Origin of the sequence: Chryseobacterium camelliae, from assembly GCF_002770595.1 — a bacterium.
GTDB classification, from domain to species: Bacteria; Bacteroidota; Bacteroidia; order Flavobacteriales; family Weeksellaceae; genus Chryseobacterium; species Chryseobacterium camelliae.
The window spans coordinates 1419181-1437149 of sequence record NZ_CP022986.1 but is presented as its reverse complement, the minus strand read 5'-3'; the positions used below and the strand labels follow the sequence as shown (position 1 = coordinate 1437149).

Here is a 17969-nt window from a genome sequence, read left to right as displayed (position 1 = left end):
CAGATGAAAGATGTTTTAAATTAACCCTTAAAATTTTCCAATCTGTTAAATATCATAGCCGGTTAAACGTTTACATTTTTTAAATTCGTATAAAATTTAAGGAATGATGACTTTTGGAATTGAAGCGGCGGCTTATTATGTGCCGTCACTTTATCTTGATATTAAAGAACTGGCAGAAAAAAGAGGAATTGAACCTGCAAAGCTTGAAAAGGGGCTAGGATTGCATAAAATGGCGTTACCCGATGTTCATGAGGACGCCGCTACTTTTGCTGCAGAAGCTTTGTTGAGGCTGATCAGGGATCATAAGATCAACCCGAAAGAGATCACAAGGATTTACCTGGGAACAGAAAGTGCCCTTGATGCTGCAAAACCTACTGCTTCTTATGCCATGCAGATGGTAGAGGAGGTGCTTCAGGATGAATTCGGTGAACGGTGTTTCAGGAACTGCGATGTGGTGGATATGACATTTGCCTGTATCGGCGCTGTGGACGCTTTACACAATTCCCTTGATTTTGTACGTGCTAACCCGGAACAGAAAGCGGTAGTGATTGCCAGCGATTATGCCAAATATGAACTGGCTTCTTCCGGAGAATATACACAGGGCGGCGGAGCGGTTGCTCTTCTCATTTCTTCAAAGTCTGATCTTATTGAAATTGATAATCAGTGGGGAGTCGCAACCGAAAGTGTATTTGATTTTTTCAAGCCGAGACGCTATTTCCGGAAAGAACACCTAAGCAATGCACCGGAGACTTTTCCGGATGCCATAGAAGTTTTTACGGATGAACCCGTTTTTGACGGACAGTATTCCAACCAGTGCTACCAGGACCGGATCAGGGAAGCTTACCAGCATTACCAGGAGATTTCCGGTAAACAAAAACCCTATGAGAACTGGAAATACCTGATTTTCCACCTTCCCTATGCGTTCCACGGGAAAAGGGTCTTCACGGAAATTTACAGCATGGAGAACGGCTTATCCTACAGCACGCCTGAAGAACAGAAAACGGTGGCAAAATCTGAAGGTTACCTTCAATTGATCAGTGATAAGATAGAAAAATCACAGCGGGCTTCGTCTGAAATAGGGAATATGTATACGGCCTCCATTTTCATGGCTCTTCTCTCGGCCTTACAGACCTCGTTTGATGAACATGAAGAGCTTGCCGGAAAGGAAATCGGTTTCCTAGGCTACGGAAGCGGATCAAAATCAAAAGTCTTTGCCGGGACGGTCTCAAAAAACTGGAAGAATACTGTTTCAAAATGGAATCTGTTTAACCATTTAAAACAACGTACTGCCATTGATTTCAACATTTACGAAAAGCTTCACAGGAAGCAGCTTGACCAGTCTGTGAACCCGGATTATAAGGGTTTTGGATTGCAGTTGGTGGAATATGATGATCCTGTGCTGAAGGGGGCGCGGTATTATGGGTACAGGCAATAAAATTTATTGGTAATGCTAGTTAAACACTTCTAATTCAGGAGTGTTTTTTGTCGATTATTATTAATTTAGTTTCTGTATATAGAATGAGAACAGCATTAGGCTACATTCAATCCATTCTGCTACAGGCATATTTAAAACATGGACTATAAGATATGGTGCTACAGAAGCTTCAAGTATTACTGAGTTCTATGCACATAGTATGGTTGGAATAATATTAAAGTTCTGTCCCTAGGAAGTTTTTAATAGTTTTAACTATCAAATGGGAAATGAAAAGATTTGGAGGTTACTACAAGGTACTGATAAAAAAATAAATATTAATTTTAAATAATTATGCGTATATTTTCAATTTTTGCACTGCTATTCTTATTATCATGTAAAAATGATGAAGTTTTTATTAATAATTTCATTAATAAAGATAAGATTTCACTTATTAATGTATATCAAGAACCAATTTCAGAAACAGAAGTTTTATCTGAATTTGATGATATATTTTTAAAAAAGTATAATTTTTCTAAAAATGTAAAAATAAAAAAAAGAGTATTAAAAGTTTCTAAAATAAATCATAGAATATCGAACAATAGAAAAGAATATACAAAGCTTTCATTACCAGTTTATTCTAATGATAACAAATACTGTTTATTACAAATTATCAGCTTCAAACAAACTATGGGTTATTCAAATGTTATATATTTTTTTAAAAATAATAATAACAGGTGGAGTATTGAAGATAAATTTGAAAGTAAGCTTTTAAATTAAAAAGTTTCTTTACTTCTAATGACCCAAGGGAGAATGTTTAGTGCCTTTTTATGAATAAAATACAATCAATATTTAAAAAGTACTTTAAAAAGAAAAAACTTGTAATTACATCATTAATAGCGACTTTATTTTTAAGTTGTAAAGAAAAAGCGAAAAACGCTTTTGGCTTAAAGTACATTAGAGCTAATAACCAAATATATCTTAGTTTTGAAAATGGTACAAACCATGATATAGTATTTTTAGTTCCTAATACACTTGAATTTGGTGATGAGAACTACAAAAGTTTTTCTACTCAAGGGGGTAAGGAAGGTTCTTTTCCAATAACAACCTATGCAATCATAAAACCTGATCAATCTTCAAAATTTTATCAAAAAAAATTAGATAGTATTCGAGATAATGATTTTTTTAAGAGAGGTATGCCTGATGTTATAAAAGAGATAAAGCAAGGTGATGGAAATTCAGTATTTTTTTTAAAAGGTAAAGCAAAAATAAAAATTAAATACAATCTAGTTATTAAATCGATGATGGTAATGTTTAAAAAAAGCTATTCATCAAAATTTAAACAAAACTATTATCCTTATGATAAAGTCCTAAAAGGAAACTATCCGGAAGGAGAATACTTAAGAAGATTTTCAAAACTTAATTTTGGTAGAGCAAAGTTTGTAGCGCAGCCTTTAATAGAAGACAGTCTGATATTAAAGATTTCAGAGAAAGATCTAACCAATTAGAGTTAGTCTCACAACTCAACGATGTGGGTCGAAATTCCCCTATATGAAAATCATTTTCCAATAAGGAGGCCGAGCAAAATCATAAAAAAGGCCGTTTCCACGAGTTGTGAGACGGCCTCTTTGATTAATGAATTTATCCATTATTGCATTTACTTAATAAGAGTGATATTTAATAGGCATTTAGCAAACTAAAGATTTACAAAATAGCAGATGTTTTCCTAAAGGGTGGAAAAAGAAGTGTACTGAAGAATGGAAGGAAGCATGTAAATAAACAGGTGCAAAATTTAAGTACTACTAGTTTATCAGCAAAAATTTTGAAAAAATTAAAAAATAGATTTAAACTGCTCATGCAATGCAAACGAAATATTCGCACCAACGAAGAAAGCGCTAGATCATCAATGGCTAAAGAAAAACGAATAGTAGAATTATTAATTTTATACCTGTTGTTTTGTCCGGTATTCATTTGGTCACAATCTAAATGTATATCGATGACAGTGAAAGAAAAAGATAATGACAGGATAAAAATCAATTTTAAGAATGAGTGTAAAGAAACTTTTATTATGTATAAGTATGATCTGACAGAGCAAAACAGCCTTAACAGAGCTTATGATATAGACAGCATAACATTATCAGTAAAAGGAAAATATACGGTCAAAAACATGACTTATGGAATCAGTGACTATTCCGCACCTCATTTTAATGACGTAAAAGATCATTTTTTTGCTATTCAACCTGATGAAATGCTGGAAGTCACTATGCCGGTAACCGTTTTTTTCGAAAAAGACAGGGAGAAATATAAAAACCTGAAACACTATTATTTAGTAAAAGATGCTTACCGTAAAAGTATGGTCAGTTTTAGATTGGTTTATAATGGTAGGGTAGTAAAGGAAAATATATTAAATTCAGATGAGTTTAATATTTACGATGGTATAGTTACATCAAATTCTATTGAATTATATTTGAAATAGATGGTTAAAAAATTTATTACATGCTATTCCAATATAAAAATAGCAGAAGACAAAAGAGATTGGATAGATGTATCAGCTGGCTTCAATTTTAAGATCTGGGTAGAAAAGAAATGATTATGGAAGCTCAGAAATCATTTAATCTTATAAACAACCTCTGCAACGGCAGGAATATTTTTTTCAAATCCTATAACATCCTCCTTTCCCGATAACTTCCCGGCGTCACGCCTACCCATTGCTTAAACACCCGCGTAAAATAATTCGCATCGGAGAAGCCGGTCTGGAAAGCCGTTTCTTTGATGCTGTTTTGGGTGGCCAGGAGTTCTTTGGCGCGGTTGATGCGTTCCTGTAAAATGAAATCGTTGGGGGAGATGCCCAGTTCTTCTTTGAACAGCTTGAAGAAATTGGATTTGCTGACGTAAACAAATTCAGCAATCTTTTCTATGGTGAGTTTTTGATGGAGGTTTTTGCGGATATAGTCGACGGCGAAGCTGATGCGGGATTTGTTCCGTGAAATGTTCTTTTCCACCATGCTTCTGGCCTGGGTCTGCATCAGCCGGATCAGCAGTTCCTTGAGGGCAAAATCGGCCATGATATCCTTTTGAGAATTATCGTCCATGGCGATGCGCATGATGTTATTGGTGGCTGAGGCAAGGGAAGGATTGTTGAACAGGAAATATTCATCCAGCTGCATGTTCCATTGCGAGGTTTCGTCGATTTTTGGAAGATGGTAATTCAGATGCTGAAGGGAATTTTCGATAAAATCGGGATTCAGGCTCAGGGAAATGCATTGGGACGGGGTTTCGTCTGCTTCGGGGAAATCAATGACCATGGTTTCGCCGGGAGCAACGAGGATGCTTTCGCCGGGAAAATAATCAAAATACCCTGTCTTATCTTCCAGTTTCATATGTTTCTTGCCGCGGAGCATGGCGGTAAAGGCAATATGGTCAAAATGCAGTTTTACGCCGTAAGCCGCCCGGTGGGTTTCATAAATGCTGAATTCACAGTTGTTCAGGTTGAATGTTGTCCGGTGTTCAACCAGGGTGGATAGCTGCTTTTCTGCTTTCAATGCTGGGCTGTTGAGTAAAACCTTATTGGAATTCATAAGTGAAACATTTTGATGGGCATATTAACCCAAATATAAACAATTTTAACAGAGCAGTTTTGTTAATGAAATGATAAAATTAAGGTAGGTAATACGATTATGAAGTTTTTCTGGACGATTGTGCTATCTGTTTTTTCATGAGATGTGTAATTTGGTGACAGTATAAAATTAAAATTCAAATAACACAGTTATGAGCACTACGACAGAACAACAATCCGGCACTATTTTACAGTGGCCTGAATTCAAAGGAAAATATGACAATTATATCAACGGACAATTTACGGCACCGGTCAACGGACAGTATTTTGATGTCGTTTCCCCGGTAGACGGGAAAGTATTTACGCAGGCGGCCCATTCTTCCAAAGAAGACCTTGAACTGGCAGTAAATGCTGCTGAAAAAGCTTTTCAGACCTGGAAGGACACTTCCTCTACGGAACGGAGCGTGATCCTGAACAAGATTGCCGACCGGATAGAGCAGAACCTGGAGTATCTGGCCACGGTAGAAACCATTGATAATGGTAAGGCTGTACGTGAAACGCTTGCTGCCGATATCCCGTTGGCCATTGACCATTTCAGGTATTTTGCTTCCGTGATCCGGGCAGAGGAAGGTTCGCATAACGAGCTGGATAAAGATACCGTATCCCTGATTGTTCATGAGCCGCTGGGCGTTATCGCGCAAATCATCCCGTGGAATTTCCCGATCCTGATGGCGGTATGGAAGCTGGCTCCGGCTCTTGCCGCAGGAAACTGCGTGGTATTGAAACCCGCAGAAAGCACACCCATTTCCATTTTGGTACTGATGGAGCTTATCGGAGACTTATTGCCGGCGGGTGTCGTTAATATCGTTAACGGGTTCGGAGCGGAACTCGGAAGAGCGCTGGTCACCAATCCGAAAGTGTCCAAAGCCGCATTTACAGGATCTACGGCGACAGGAAGGCTGGTGATGCAGTATGCTACGGAAAATATCATTCCGGTAACCCTGGAATTAGGAGGAAAATCTCCAAACGTCTTCTTCAGTTCAGTAATGGCGGCTGACGATGAGTTTTTAGACAAGGCCATTGAAGGTGCGGTACTATTCGCGCTGAACCAGGGGGAAATCTGTACCTGCCCGTCCAGGCTGCTTGTGCAGGAAGATATTGCAGATGCCTTCATAGAAAAAGTAATTGAAAGGGTAAAAGCCATCAAAGTGGGGAATCCTTTAGATAAAACCGTTATGATGGGTGCACAGGCTTCCCAGATCCAGAAAGATAAGATCCTTTCGTACATTAAACTTGGAAAAGAAGAAGGTGCGGAAGTGCTTACCGGAGGAGATGTGAACCATGTAGGAGACGGACTGGAAAACGGATATTACATCCAGCCGACCATTTTTAAAGGCAATAACAGGATGAGGATTTTCCAGGAAGAAATCTTCGGGCCGGTATTGGCATTTACAACCTTTAAAGATGAAGAAGAAGCCATTAAGATTGCCAATGATACCATTTATGGTTTGGGAGCCGGAGTCTGGACCAGGGATGCACACCAGCTGTACAATATTCCGAGAAAGATCCAGGCAGGAAGAGTTTGGGTGAACCAGTACCATTCTTATCCGGCAGGAGCACCGTTCGGAGGATATAAGCAATCGGGAATCGGTAGAGAGAACCATAAAATGATGCTGGACCATTACCGTCAGACCAAGAATATGCTGATCTCTTACAACAAGAATAAATTAGGATTCTTCTAACTAAGGTTTGGGCGTGCCCCTTTGTATCCGGGCTTCATCTTACAGATTTGAAATCTGTAAGATTTTGCATTGCCGTTACAAGCGGGTCGGGCTATCCAGGGCTGCACTTCGTTTCGGTGCTCCGCTTCGCTGCGCACCGGCTCGTTCCTCGCCGCCCTTCCTATCCCTCACGCTAAAGGATAACGATAATTTTAAGGGATACATATCGGATGGATGCATCTGGTATCCTGAAAATCCGGCAAATAACCTTGCCGGATTTTTAAATCCTTCCGGAAAGGAACATCTTAAAGCATACAATCCTGATTGAAGATGCCCGGAAGCTTTTGCCCGGCATTTGCAGGGATTAACCGTTGAGACTCTTAAGAACGAACATTAAAAAATAAAAATATGCAGACCAAAATATCAAGGTTGTCCGCCACAGAAAAAGCGTTGGAAGTGATCTGGGAGCTTGAAAAAAAGTATGGAGACCTGATGTTCTATCAGGCCGGCGGCTGTTGCGAAGGAACCCAGCCCCAGTGCTTTGAGAAAGGAGGGTTTTTTCCCAGGATGAATGATGCCATGATCGGAACGATCAACGGCCACGAATTCTGGATCGACCGCGATTTATTCGAATACTGGAAATATTCCCACTTTACCCTGGATGTCACCGATGGTTTCGGGCCGGGCGGCTTTTCCCTGGAAACCCCTTTGGGCAAAACATTCCGGGTAGAATACCGCCTATTCACCTCAGAAGAATACGAAAACCTGGAACCGGTAAAAAGAAGTGAATAACCAAGACGACACACTAAAAATACAGAATCCAGAATCTAAATTTAAGATCTATAATCTAAAATCCCTCAAACCTCGACCTTCACAAACCTGTTCACAAACATCGCCGCTACCACCTGTCCCACGGCATTCAAAACCGTAGCCAACGGGTCTACCAATGTTCCGATGATAATTACTGCCGGAACTGCTTCCTGTGGAAGCTTGTAAACTGAGATCATCAGCATTTCCCCAATGTATCCGCCATTGGGAATACCACCGGCTACAATGCTCACAAAAACAGTAATCCCAAGGGCCAGCAATAAATTCGTAGGTTCAAAAAAATCCCGGCCGATAATCATAAACGCCACATAAATTTTAATGATGGAAGACATGGACGATCCGTTTTTATGCAACGTAGTGCCGATAGGAATCACAAGGTTTGAAATCGCATTGGGAATACCGATTTTTGCGGCAGCCTGGAGATTGGCAGGCATAGTAGCAAAGCTGCTGCACGTACTCAAAGCTGTTAGAGTAGGATAGGCTGCACTGCCCCAGAAGTTCCTGATTCCGCTTTTAGGGTCTGAAACAAAAGCATAGAGGGAAAAAAATACAAAGAAATAAATGATTCCTGCAACGTAATAAAGTCCGAGAGGTTTGGCGTAGAAACCGAATAGTTGCGGGCCTAACGTCGCTACCTGATACGCAAAATAAGCACCCAGCCCGATGGGAGCCAGTTTCATAATGATCAGCAGCAGCTCTTTCATGACCTCATATCCCGAAGCCATAAACGTCCTGAAGGCATGTCCTTGTTCACCGGACTTCCTGGCCGCAAAACCGGTAAGGAAAGCAAAGATCAGCAGGGCCAGCATATTTTTACGGGAAAAGAGTTCTGTAAACTCACCTACCGTAAAAAAACTGACGATCCGATTCCCCCAGCTGTCTTCAGAAGCCGTTTCAGCAAGGGCTTCCGCACTTCCGGTGATTCCGGAAACCGGAAACAGGTAAACCGCACCAATGGTAAAAAGGGCCGCAATGATAATGAACAGCAGAAAAGTGAGGATCATGGTGAAAACTATTTTCCCGAATTCAGATTGCTGTTCAAGAGAAGCTATGGAATTGGCCACTGCAAAAAAGACCAGCGGAACAACACTTACAAAAAGAAGGTTCAGGAAAATATCGCCCAGAGGTTTCAGGTAAGGTACGGTTCCGGGAGCAGTGATTCCGATGATGCTTCCCAATACGATACCGGACAACAACCAGAGAATGCCGGAATAATTTTTCAATACCTCTTTCATATACTGCTTTTAACCAAAGATAGCTTTATTTAACATTCTTATAAATGATTTCAGCATCAAATTTGCTGATTTTTCAGAAAACACTGTTCTATGGCTTATATAGATTACTATACCATTCTGGGCGTAGGTAAGAACGCCACACAGGATGATATTAAAAAAGCGTACCGGAAACTGGCCCGGAAGCTTCATCCTGATCTCAATCCAGGTGATAAAGAAGCAGAAAGAAAATTCAAGGAACTCAATGAAGCCAATGAAGTGCTGAGCAACCCGGAGAACCGGGCCAAATATGATAAGTACGGCGAGCACTGGAAACACGGCGAGGAATATGAAAAAGCCCAGCAGCAACAGCAAAGACAATATCAGGGACAGGATTTTGGCGGAAGCGGATTCTCCGGTGCCGATTTTGGGGAAGGTGAAGATTTTTCCGACTTCTTTCAGAGCATGTTCGGCGGTGGGGGTGGTTTCGGAAGAAGTTCACGCGGAAGTGCTTCAGGAAAATTCAAAGGGCAGGATGTCCACGCTGAGCTGAATCTAAATCTGAGGGATGCTGCTGTTACCCATCCCCAGACTTTTGAGATCAACGGAAAAAAAGTAAGGATTACCATTCCTGCCGGGGTCTATGACGGGCAGCAGATCAAGCTTAAAGGACATGGCGGTCCCGGAGTTAACGGTGGCCCTTCCGGAGATCTGTATATAACATTCAATATTCCTGCGGATCCTGATTTTGAAAGGGTAGGAGACAATCTGAAAACCAAAGTAAGCATTGATCTGTATACGGCAGTGCTTGGAGGGGAGGTCAACATAAAAACGCTTGAAGGCAGCGTTAACCTTAAAGTAAAACCCGGAACCCAGAACGGGACAACCGTACGTTTGAAAGGAAAAGGATTTCCGGTGTACAGGAAAGAAGGGCATTATGGGGATCTCCTGGTTACCTATGATGTAAAAATCCCAACCCAGCTTACTGATAAGCAGAAAGAACTTTTTGAACAAATGAAAAATTCCTGAGCCATGACTGAAAGAATATCGAGGGAAGAACTCGTAAAAATATACAATATTGAAATCACATTTTTCAATGACCTTGTGGATAATGGCCTCCTCACCGTGAAGACGGAAAATGAAACAAGCTATCTAATGTATGAGGACCTGCCTGCATTTGAAAAATTTGCCAACTGGCATTATGACCTGGAAATCAATCTCCCCGGACTGGAGGTAATCCACGAAATGCTGAAAAAGCTTGAAGATATGAAACAGAAAAACCGTGAGTTGATGACGAAACTGGCCGCAATAAGCAATCGGTATGAAGAAGGACAATAGATGATCAATTCCAGTGAGGTATTACATTCACCGGAAATTCTAGAATAATACATCTTTAATGGGTATTTAATCGGTTCATATCGGCCCAATTGGTTAGCTTTGCAGGATAAACAATAGTATGAGTGAAGAAAAAGTAATTGTACTGAAACCAGAACGGTCGTATTTCGAAGAGATTTATTTCAGCGGAAATCAGGGAAGCCTTTTTTTCTCTTCAACAACCAGAGGGAAAACGGTAACGACCATCATCACAGCGCTGATTCTTTTGATCTTATTTCTGTTCAGGGATGAGTTCAGTAAGGAGAAGTCCGGCATCTTATATTTCGTCAGCTTTCTTTTTCTGTTGTGTGCTGTTTTTCTGTCCGTGAGCATCAATAAAGTATCAAGATGGAAAAAGCAGGTCAATGCTTACCTCAATACTCTGGACAGATGCAAAGTATATGAAATCAGGCTGGATGGGAACTTCTTTACTGTAAATATAGATGGCGAGAAGGAAACGAGTGAATGGAAAGACTTTGCGCATTTTGACATTCAGGAAAAATACATAGCGCTGGAAGGCAAATACAGCTACATGTTTCCCGCGGCAGCAATGAGCAAAAGTGATTATCAGTACTTAAAAAAAGCCATTAAGCAAAATATGGATGACAAATAAAAAAAACCAGAGCACATCGATTTGTGCCCTGGTTTTTTTTATTGATTATAGCGGAGCCTGCTTAGTCAAGCCAGCCCATTTCTCTCATCCATTCATCGTTATATACTTTACCCACGTATCTTGAACCGTGATCATGAAGCAAAACGACGATGATATCATCTTTTGTAAACTGGTCTTTCATCTGTACCAGTGAAGCGATGGCGCTCCCGGCAGAGTAACCGCAGAAAATGCCTTCTTCTTTAGCCAGTTTTCTTGCGTAAAGTGCACCATCTTTATCTGTTACCTTTTCAAAGTGATCAATGATGGACATATCGTAATTGTCAGGGATGATATCTTCCCCGATTCCTTCCGTAATGTAGGTATAGGCATGATCATAATGAAGTTCGCCGGTTTCATGATACTCTTTCAGGATGGAACCGTAAGTGTCCACACCGATAACTTTGATACCAGGTTTTTTTTCCTTGAAAAACATTCCGCATCCCGTAATGGTACCTCCTGTTCCTGCACCTGCTACAAAATGGGTCAGTTTGCCATCCGTCTGCTCCCAGATTTCAGGAGCGGTAGACTCATAATGGGCAGCCCTGTTGGATAAATTATCATATTGATTTACATACCATCCGTTTTCCGTTTCGGTAGCCAGTCTTTTGGAAACCGAATAATAAGAACGCGGATCGGTAGGTTTTACGTCAGTAGGGCAAACGATAACTTCAGCACCTACGGCACGCAGGATATCGCATTTTTCTTTGGATTGTTTTGAATTGGTCACAAAGATACATTTGTAGCCTTTGATGATGGCTGCAAGGGCAAGTCCCATTCCGGTATTTCCGGAAGTACCTTCAATGATGGTTCCGCCTGGCTTCAGCCTGCCGTCTTTTTCGGCATCTTCGATCATTTTGACAGCCATTCTGTCTTTTACGGAATTTCCCGGATTGAAGGTTTCCACTTTGGCGAGAACCAGCGCGGGGAAATCTTCTCCAAGCACTTTATTCAGCTTTACCAAGGGGGTATTTCCTATTGTTTCAAGAATATTGTTAGCGTATTTCATAAATGGTTATATAAACGCTGCAAAGATACGGCTTTAAATTATAATGAAAAACCAAACCGGTACTGGTGATCGGTCAGAACTATGATAACATCTTTGCTATCCTTCCCTCAAAACCTCCTGCCTAAAGTCTGATATCTGAAGTCTGAAATCTGAAGTCTAGTATCTGATATCTAATGTCTAACCCCCTAATTATACTTAATCGCCTTCACCGGAGAAATCTTACTGATCAGATAACTCGGAATAATGAGGGCCAGACCGGAAATAAGAAGGATTCCCAGGGAGATCGAAATGATCGCCACAGGATTAAGGTCTACAGGAACGGTGCTGACGTAATAGTTTTCAGGATTCAGCCGGATAATGCCCAGGAACTTCTGAAGCAGCAGCAGTCCGATGCCGATCAGGTTACCGTATAAAAGTCCGGGAACCATAATGATCAGGGTGTAATTAATGAATGTAGCACGGATCTGTCCATTGCTTGCGCCCAGCGTTTTAAGAAGTCCGATAGAATTGGTGCGTTCAATAATCAGGATTAAAAGGACCATGATGATATTGATAACAACAACGATTAGCATAATGATGATGATCAGGGCAATATTCGTATCAAAAATGCTGATCCAGTCAGTAATCTGAGGATACTTTTCAGTTGCTTTTTCAGCATAGTTTTTATAGCCGATCAGTTTTTCAACATCCGGAAAAACAGCATCGATGTCGTTTACATTATCGAGGAAAATATCAATTCCGCCTGCTTCATCCGGTTTCATATCCTGGATTTTCCTGACCTGGTTGATGTCGCCAATCACAAACTGGTCATCAATCATTTTAATATCTGTCTTGTAAATGCCTACCACTTCAAATTTCCTGTAGACAGGTTTCTGGTCTGTTTTTGAAAAGATGGTGACAATGCTGTCTTTTACTTTCAGGTGAAGGTCATTGGCTACTTTCTGCGAAATGGTAATGCCGTTGTTGTAGCCCTGTTCCGTTATTTTAGGAGTTGTTCCTGCGATAAGGAATTTCTTGAAGCGCAGGCTGTCGAAATCTTTGCCGACTCCTTTAAAGATCACGCCGGCAAAATTATGTTCGTTACGCATAATCCCTGTCACCATAGCATACTTCTGAACGCTCTGCACATCCGGCAGTGCTTTGATTTTATTAAGCTCAAGGCCATTGTTGTCCAGGACAGAAGTATTGTAGGAAGAATTGGACCGCGTGGATTTTATGGTAATGTGGCCGCTGAAATCAGCAAGTCTTTCCTTTATGGCTTTTTTTGAGCCGAAACCCGTAGAAACCGTAATCAGGGAAACAATGATTCCGAGTGCCACGGAGAGCCTGCCGATAAAGATAATCACCCTCGAAAGGTTATTTTTGTTATCTTTGGAAAGCGCTATTTTTCTGGAGAAATATAAAGGAAAGCTCAAGTTTATGAATTTAGATTTCAAAATTAAAAATTTACTTTTTATTTGCCTAATTTTTTTAGGAGTATTCAACCAATATTATTCTCAGGCTCAGAAGGAATCCGGCTTTGCAACAGGAGCGGATCAGCCGGAAAAATACATTCCCCTGCTCAGAAATAAGACAGTTGGGGTTGTAACCAATCAGACCGGACTGATGCATGACAGAACCTATCTGGTAGATTTCCTGATTAAAAATAACATCCGTATCAAAGCCATCTTCGCTCCTGAGCATGGCTTCCGGGGAGATGCAGATGCGGGAGAAACAGTAAAGAACGGCACTGATGCCAAGACCGGGATTCCTATCATTTCTCTGTACGGAAATAACAAAAAACCTACACCCGAACAGTTAAAAGGAATTGATATTGTTGTGTTTGATATCCAGGACGTTGGTGTCCGGTTTTATACTTATATTTCAACGCTTACCTATCTTATGGAAGCTGCGGCTGAAAACAATGTTGAAGTGATGGTGCTGGACAGGCCCAATCCCCATGACGGATATACAGACGGACCTGTGCTGAAAAAGAAATGGTCCAGTTTTGTAGGTCTCCATGAAGTTCCGGTAGTTTACGGACTTACCATTGGTGAATACGGGAAAATGGTGAATGGCGAAAAATGGCTGAAGAATGGTATTCAGGTTAAATATATCTTAATCCCAATGCAGAATTACCGTAAGAAACAACGTTATGCTATTTCAGACAAGCCTTCTCCGAATCTCCCGAATGACCAGTCGATCAATCTGTATCCGAGCCTGTGCTTTTTTGAGGGGACCCAGGTTTCTGTAGGGAGAGGAACAGCCCTTCCGTTTCAGGTTTACGGTTCTCCCTGGACCAAAGGCCTGCCATATACATTTATTCCAAAGCCAAATGCCGGAGCGAAAGACCCGTTCCTGAACGGTAAATTATGTTATGGAGAAAACCTTTCCGAGTATCCTGAGGACCTGCGTGCGCTGAACCTTGAATGGGTAGTCAAAGCATACCAGTATTATAAAAATCCTGAACAGGATTTTTTCCTAAAAAACCTGTGGTTTGATAAGCTTGCGGGTACAGATGAACTGAGAAAACAGATCATTAAAGGAACTTCAGTGTCAGAGATTAAAAAATCCTGGCAGCCGGATCTTGAGAAGTTCGAAAAGATCAGAAGTAAGTATGTCGTATATCAGGATTAATCAAAATTCTGAGGAGGCTGATTGTCATTCTTGCCCCTGTTATAGATGATAAGCCCAATAGATAAACCGATTACCCCTGCAAATGCCGTTAAAAGCGCTCTCTGCAGCTTGTCAGGCAGATCATTCCCGATATAATTCATCAGGAAAAGGATGACAAAGGTAATGGCACAGATGATCAGGTGTTTTTGTCCGAATAGTTTCATATTATTTGAGTTTATAGGAAATCATCACCCCTCCTCTGTAAGGAAGGATCTCACCGCTCTTATTGAACTTCTGGGCAGAATCGTAGCGCCTTCCGGTGCTTCTTTCATACCCTTTGTAAAAATCCTGGGATGTCCCGGCAGTGGCATAGATGTCGATATTCCACCGTTCTGAAAGGTTAAACTGGTACCCGACTGTAATCCCGAAAATTACTGAATGCCCTTTCTGGTACAGTTCAGAATTCTCAAACTTTTCGCCGGTCTCTTTATTTTCGTACACCCCGGCTTTCCAGTAATTCCACTTCTGCAGTACAAAAGCCGAAGTTGCTATATTGGCTCCGACGTACCAGTGCTTGAAAGCTTCATCAAAATAATACCTCCCTTCTGCGGAAACTGAATAATACTGAAACTCATGTCCTGCAAATGATTTCCATGGAGAAATAAAAATATCTCCCTGCACAGTATATTTCTTGCTGAGCTGGTATTCCACCCCTGCGTTAAGAACCCCTATAGGAATAAATAATGCATTTCCTTTGATGTAAAGGCTTTTGGATGGCTCCTGTTCCTGAGCCTGAATGTTTCCGTATACCAACAGGGTGAAAGCTGCGGTCAATAAAGTATATTTCATCTGTGTTATTTGATCTGATTAAGTAAATCTTCTGAAAGCGAGTCATCTTTGCCGGACTGGATGGCCATCTTCTTGGCCATTTCCGCATAGGTTTTAGCCATTTCCATATTTCCGGTTAAAAAATACAGTTTTGCAAGGATGTAGGTGTTCTCCGATGTCTCTCCTCTCATGACGGATTTTTCCGCCCATTCAGCCGCCTTTTTCAGGGATGCCGGATTCTTTATATGTTCCGAAAATACCCACGCCGCTTTCAGCAGTTCATTCGGTTCAAAAGAATCTGAATTTTTATAATATTCCAGGGCTGCCTTTTCATATTCAGGGAAATTGGCATTCTGCTTATAATAGGCCAGTTTGGTCTGATTAAGCTTTAGAGTGGCATCATAGGTGCCTACCAACGGTTCCGCTGCTTTCATAAAATAAGCGCTGTTAATGGTTTTAGTCTTCTCATCGATGGACTGTTCCACAATTTTGGCAAGCTTCAGCTGGTTGTCAAACTGCCTGTATGTTTCTTCAGGAAGCTGTTGGATGATCTGTGCTTTTCTTGCTGTAAAAATCTTATAATTGGGATCTTCACTCGACTTAAGGAAAAAAAGAAGGTATCCGATATCTTCTTTGGAAAGCTCATCGGCAGCTTTTTTATTTTCAAAATATCTTTCTGATGCTTTTTTGGCGAAATCAAAATCGGAACCGGAGTTCAGCTTCATAATGTTGATCAGGAATTCCGGGTCTTTTTCCCCTTTGGCAAACCTGTCTTTTAAAGACCCTTTTTTGTTGTTGGGTGAATTAACGTCCTGAGCCATCGATAGGAACAGGCTTTCCTCCATATATCCGAAGTTTTGCGAAACAAGTTCTCCGTCACCATTCAGGAAAAGGTAGGTAGGATAGGAGCGAACTCCGAATTTGGCCGCAATTTCCCTTCCTTCGCCTTTTTCCATATCGAATCTTGCATTCACAAAATTGGTATTGAAGTAATCTCCGACGGATTTTTTGGTAAATACATTCCTCTCCATCATCTTACAGGGGCCACACCAAGATGCATAGGCATCAATAAAAATAAGTTTATTTTCTTTCTTCGCTTTTGCAATAAGATCTTTGAAAGGCACATCCTGAAACTGGATGGATTCCTGGGAAAATATCAATACCCCTATAAACAGAAATAATCCGGAGATGATCTTCTTCATTGTTCCAAATAAATTAAAGGGCGAAGATAATTAATTTCCATGTAAACCGCTACCAGGTATTATGTTAATTATTGTTAGGGTTTTTCCGATGCAGATCAATTTAATATCCTGAGCATATTTCTAATTAAAGTTCGTTTTTCAGCTTTTTATGTTCTTTGCCCCATATTTCCAGCTCATCAAGAATTGGGATTAATTTTTTTCCTGTTGCCGTTAATTCATATTCGGTTCTCGGAGGGATTTCTGCATACAATTTTCTGGAGATCAACTGCTCTTCTTCCATTTTTTTTAGCTGCATGGTAAGCATTCTTTCACTGATATTCGGCATCCTACTTTTGAGTTCGGAAAACCTGAGTGTACCTTGTCTAAGACAATAGCAGATGGAAAGAATCCATCTTCCGCTGATCAGATTTACGGCGTAGATCTCTGAGCAGCTTTGTTCTAAATTCTTCTTATTTTCATGATTGGTAGAAGACTCTTTAATTTTCATACTTACATTTTTGTTCGTTTCTTACAATTGACCGTCCTATTGACCGTTGTATATTGATTATATAAATTTACACAATAAAAGAAACCGCCATTGGTAAAAATAAAAAATACATAATTTTATATTTCAAAAACACAAGCATTATGGATTTAAACAGAATCGATAAAGACCTTAAAGAAAGCATAGATCGCTTTCCGTTTTCACTGGAATTAGACGAAAATGAATTTCTGAATCATCCGGAACTTGTACAGGAAGAAAAAGAGACATTTGCAAAAACATATCCTTTTACAGCACCTGGTGATATCACAGTACAAGATATTTTTGTCAAAAGTTCCGGTGACGATCATCAGATAAGGCTTCATATTTATCAGCCGGAAAAGTTCGACAGCAACAGGACGATCATCTATTTTCATGGAGGAGGGTATATTTTCGGGCTTCCGGAACAGGTAGATAAGCAGATGTTTGAAATCGCAGTAAAACTTCATGCTACAATTATCTCAGTAGATTACAGGCTTTCTCCGCAATACAGGTTTCCGGTTCCGGTGCAGGATGGCTTTGATGCATTGCAATGGACGATTACAAACGGTAAACAGCAGCTGGGAATTAATCCGGAAAACCTCACTGTTTTCGGTGGCAGTGCAGGCGGACATCTTGCAGCTGCAGTCAGCCAAATGGCCAATGATCAGGATATTAAAAATATAAAACATCAGTTTTTACTGTATCCTGTGATCCATAACAGGCTTGACACGCCTTCCATGAAAGAGTTTACGGATGCGCCGATATGGAACAGGAACTATGCTGAAATTGCCTGGGCCCATTTTTTAGGGCCTGATGATAAAGATAAAGGCATCCGGTATGCAGACCTCACCAACTATGATGATTTTAAAAATCTTCCGAGAACCACCATCGTTGCCTGCGAACTTGATCCCTTAAGGGATGAAGCAATTGAATTTTCCCAACTGCTTTACCAGGCAGGAGTGCCTACTGAACTGTGGGTGATTCCCGGAGCGATCCATGTATTTGACCTGTTTGAAGCTTCTTTGACTGACCGGTACAACGAATTCCTCTACAACCGTATGTTCTGATTGTTATATTCAAAAT

General features: G+C 40.6%; 19 protein-coding genes. 11 read left to right on the top strand and 8 right to left on the bottom strand.

All coding sequences use genetic code 11. The features are described from left to right. Nucleotides 1–106 precede the first annotated feature (106 nt). From CGB83_RS06530 to CGB83_RS06515, 4 genes are all read left to right on the top strand, one after another. The gene (locus CGB83_RS06530) at nt 107–1435 is read left to right on the top strand and encodes a hydroxymethylglutaryl-CoA synthase family protein (RefSeq protein WP_100077518.1); all 1329 of its coding nucleotides are present in this window, start codon (nt 107–109) and stop codon (nt 1433–1435) included. A 330-nt stretch (nt 1436–1765) separates the two neighbouring features. Next, nucleotides 1766–2191 (top strand): hypothetical protein, encoded by a 426-nt coding sequence (locus CGB83_RS06525; protein WP_100075094.1) that lies wholly within the window; start codon nt 1766–1768, stop codon nt 2189–2191. A gap of 50 nt (nt 2192–2241) precedes the next feature. Beyond that, nucleotides 2242–2919 carry a hypothetical protein gene (locus tag CGB83_RS06520; protein ID WP_100075093.1) on the top strand — a complete coding sequence of 226 codons (678 nt, stop codon included), beginning with the start codon at nt 2242–2244 and terminating at the stop codon, nt 2917–2919. Between the two features lie 314 nt (nt 2920–3233). After that, complete coding sequence (locus CGB83_RS06515; RefSeq protein WP_157761358.1) at nt 3234–3887, top strand: hypothetical protein; 654 nt, start codon at nt 3234–3236, stop codon at nt 3885–3887. Between the two features lie 184 nt (nt 3888–4071). Here the strand turns inward: CGB83_RS06515 and CGB83_RS06510 are convergent, their stop codons facing one another. After that, nucleotides 4072–4989, bottom strand: coding sequence for an AraC family transcriptional regulator (locus CGB83_RS06510; protein ID WP_100075091.1), 918 nt, complete (start codon nt 4987–4989; stop codon nt 4072–4074). Nucleotides 4990–5179: 190 nt separating this feature from the next. Between CGB83_RS06510 and CGB83_RS06505 the strand changes: the two genes are divergently transcribed. Further along, complete coding sequence (locus CGB83_RS06505) at nt 5180–6709, top strand: aldehyde dehydrogenase family protein (RefSeq protein WP_100075090.1); 1530 nt, start codon at nt 5180–5182, stop codon at nt 6707–6709. A 387-nt stretch (nt 6710–7096) separates the two neighbouring features. After that, nucleotides 7097–7480: a DUF779 domain-containing protein gene (locus CGB83_RS06500; protein WP_100075089.1), complete on the top strand. Its 384-nt coding sequence runs from the start codon at nt 7097–7099 to the stop codon at nt 7478–7480. A gap of 65 nt (nt 7481–7545) precedes the next feature. On the opposite strand, the gene CGB83_RS06495 is transcribed toward CGB83_RS06500, so the two are convergent. Further along, nucleotides 7546–8751, bottom strand: a complete 1206-nt coding sequence (locus tag CGB83_RS06495) for a dicarboxylate/amino acid:cation symporter (protein ID WP_100075088.1) — start codon at nt 8749–8751, stop codon at nt 7546–7548. Nucleotides 8752–8841: 90 nt separating this feature from the next. Here CGB83_RS06495 and CGB83_RS06490 point away from each other — a divergent pair, with 90 nt between their 5' ends. The 3 genes from CGB83_RS06490 (at nt 8842) to CGB83_RS06480 (ending at nt 10714) form a co-directional block, all read left to right on the top strand. Further along, nucleotides 8842–9756, top strand: coding sequence for a DnaJ C-terminal domain-containing protein (locus CGB83_RS06490; RefSeq protein ID WP_100075087.1), 915 nt, complete (start codon nt 8842–8844; stop codon nt 9754–9756). Nucleotides 9757–9759: 3 nt separating this feature from the next. Then, complete coding sequence (locus CGB83_RS06485) at nt 9760–10065, top strand: chaperone modulator CbpM (protein WP_100075086.1); 306 nt, start codon at nt 9760–9762, stop codon at nt 10063–10065. Nucleotides 10066–10183: 118 nt separating this feature from the next. Beyond that, entirely contained in the window at nt 10184–10714 is a 531-nt protein-coding gene (locus CGB83_RS06480) for a hypothetical protein (protein ID WP_100075085.1), read from the top strand. Between the two features lie 61 nt (nt 10715–10775). Here CGB83_RS06480 and CGB83_RS06475 read toward each other — a convergent pair whose 3' ends face one another. Together CGB83_RS06475 and CGB83_RS06470 are read right to left on the bottom strand one after the other, a co-directional pair. Further along, entirely contained in the window at nt 10776–11759 is a 984-nt protein-coding gene (locus tag CGB83_RS06475) for a PLP-dependent cysteine synthase family protein (RefSeq protein WP_100075084.1), read from the bottom strand. A gap of 185 nt (nt 11760–11944) precedes the next feature. Beyond that, nucleotides 11945–13174: an ABC transporter permease gene (locus tag CGB83_RS06470; RefSeq protein ID WP_100075083.1), complete on the bottom strand. Its 1230-nt coding sequence runs from the start codon at nt 13172–13174 to the stop codon at nt 11945–11947. 4 nt (nt 13175–13178) lie between these two features. Between CGB83_RS06470 and CGB83_RS06465 the strand changes: the two genes are divergently transcribed. Beyond that, the gene (locus CGB83_RS06465; RefSeq protein ID WP_100077517.1) at nt 13179–14375 is read left to right on the top strand and encodes an exo-beta-N-acetylmuramidase NamZ family protein; all 1197 of its coding nucleotides are present in this window, start codon (nt 13179–13181) and stop codon (nt 14373–14375) included. On the opposite strand, the gene CGB83_RS06460 is transcribed toward CGB83_RS06465, so the two are convergent. The 4 genes from CGB83_RS06460 to CGB83_RS06445 all read right to left on the bottom strand — a co-directional run bounded on the left by CGB83_RS06460 (nt 14372) and on the right by CGB83_RS06445 (nt 16871). Continuing rightward, nucleotides 14372–14578 (bottom strand): hypothetical protein, encoded by a 207-nt coding sequence (locus CGB83_RS06460; protein ID WP_100075082.1) that lies wholly within the window; start codon nt 14576–14578, stop codon nt 14372–14374. The genes CGB83_RS06465 and CGB83_RS06460 overlap by 4 nt on opposite strands. Nucleotide 14579: 1 nt before the next feature. After that, a complete protein-coding gene (locus CGB83_RS06455; protein WP_100075081.1) occupies nt 14580–15203 on the bottom strand; it encodes a DUF3575 domain-containing protein in 624 nt (207 codons plus the stop codon). Between the two features lie 5 nt (nt 15204–15208). Further along, nucleotides 15209–16384: a thioredoxin family protein gene (locus CGB83_RS06450; RefSeq protein ID WP_100075080.1), complete on the bottom strand. Its 1176-nt coding sequence runs from the start codon at nt 16382–16384 to the stop codon at nt 15209–15211. 124 nt (nt 16385–16508) lie between these two features. Continuing rightward, nucleotides 16509–16871 (bottom strand): winged helix-turn-helix transcriptional regulator, encoded by a 363-nt coding sequence (locus tag CGB83_RS06445; protein WP_100075079.1) that lies wholly within the window; start codon nt 16869–16871, stop codon nt 16509–16511. A gap of 140 nt (nt 16872–17011) precedes the next feature. Between CGB83_RS06445 and CGB83_RS06440 the strand changes: the two genes are divergently transcribed. Further along, nucleotides 17012–17953, top strand: a complete 942-nt coding sequence (locus CGB83_RS06440) for an alpha/beta hydrolase (protein WP_100075078.1) — start codon at nt 17012–17014, stop codon at nt 17951–17953. The last annotated feature ends 16 nt before the right edge of the window (nt 17954–17969 follow it).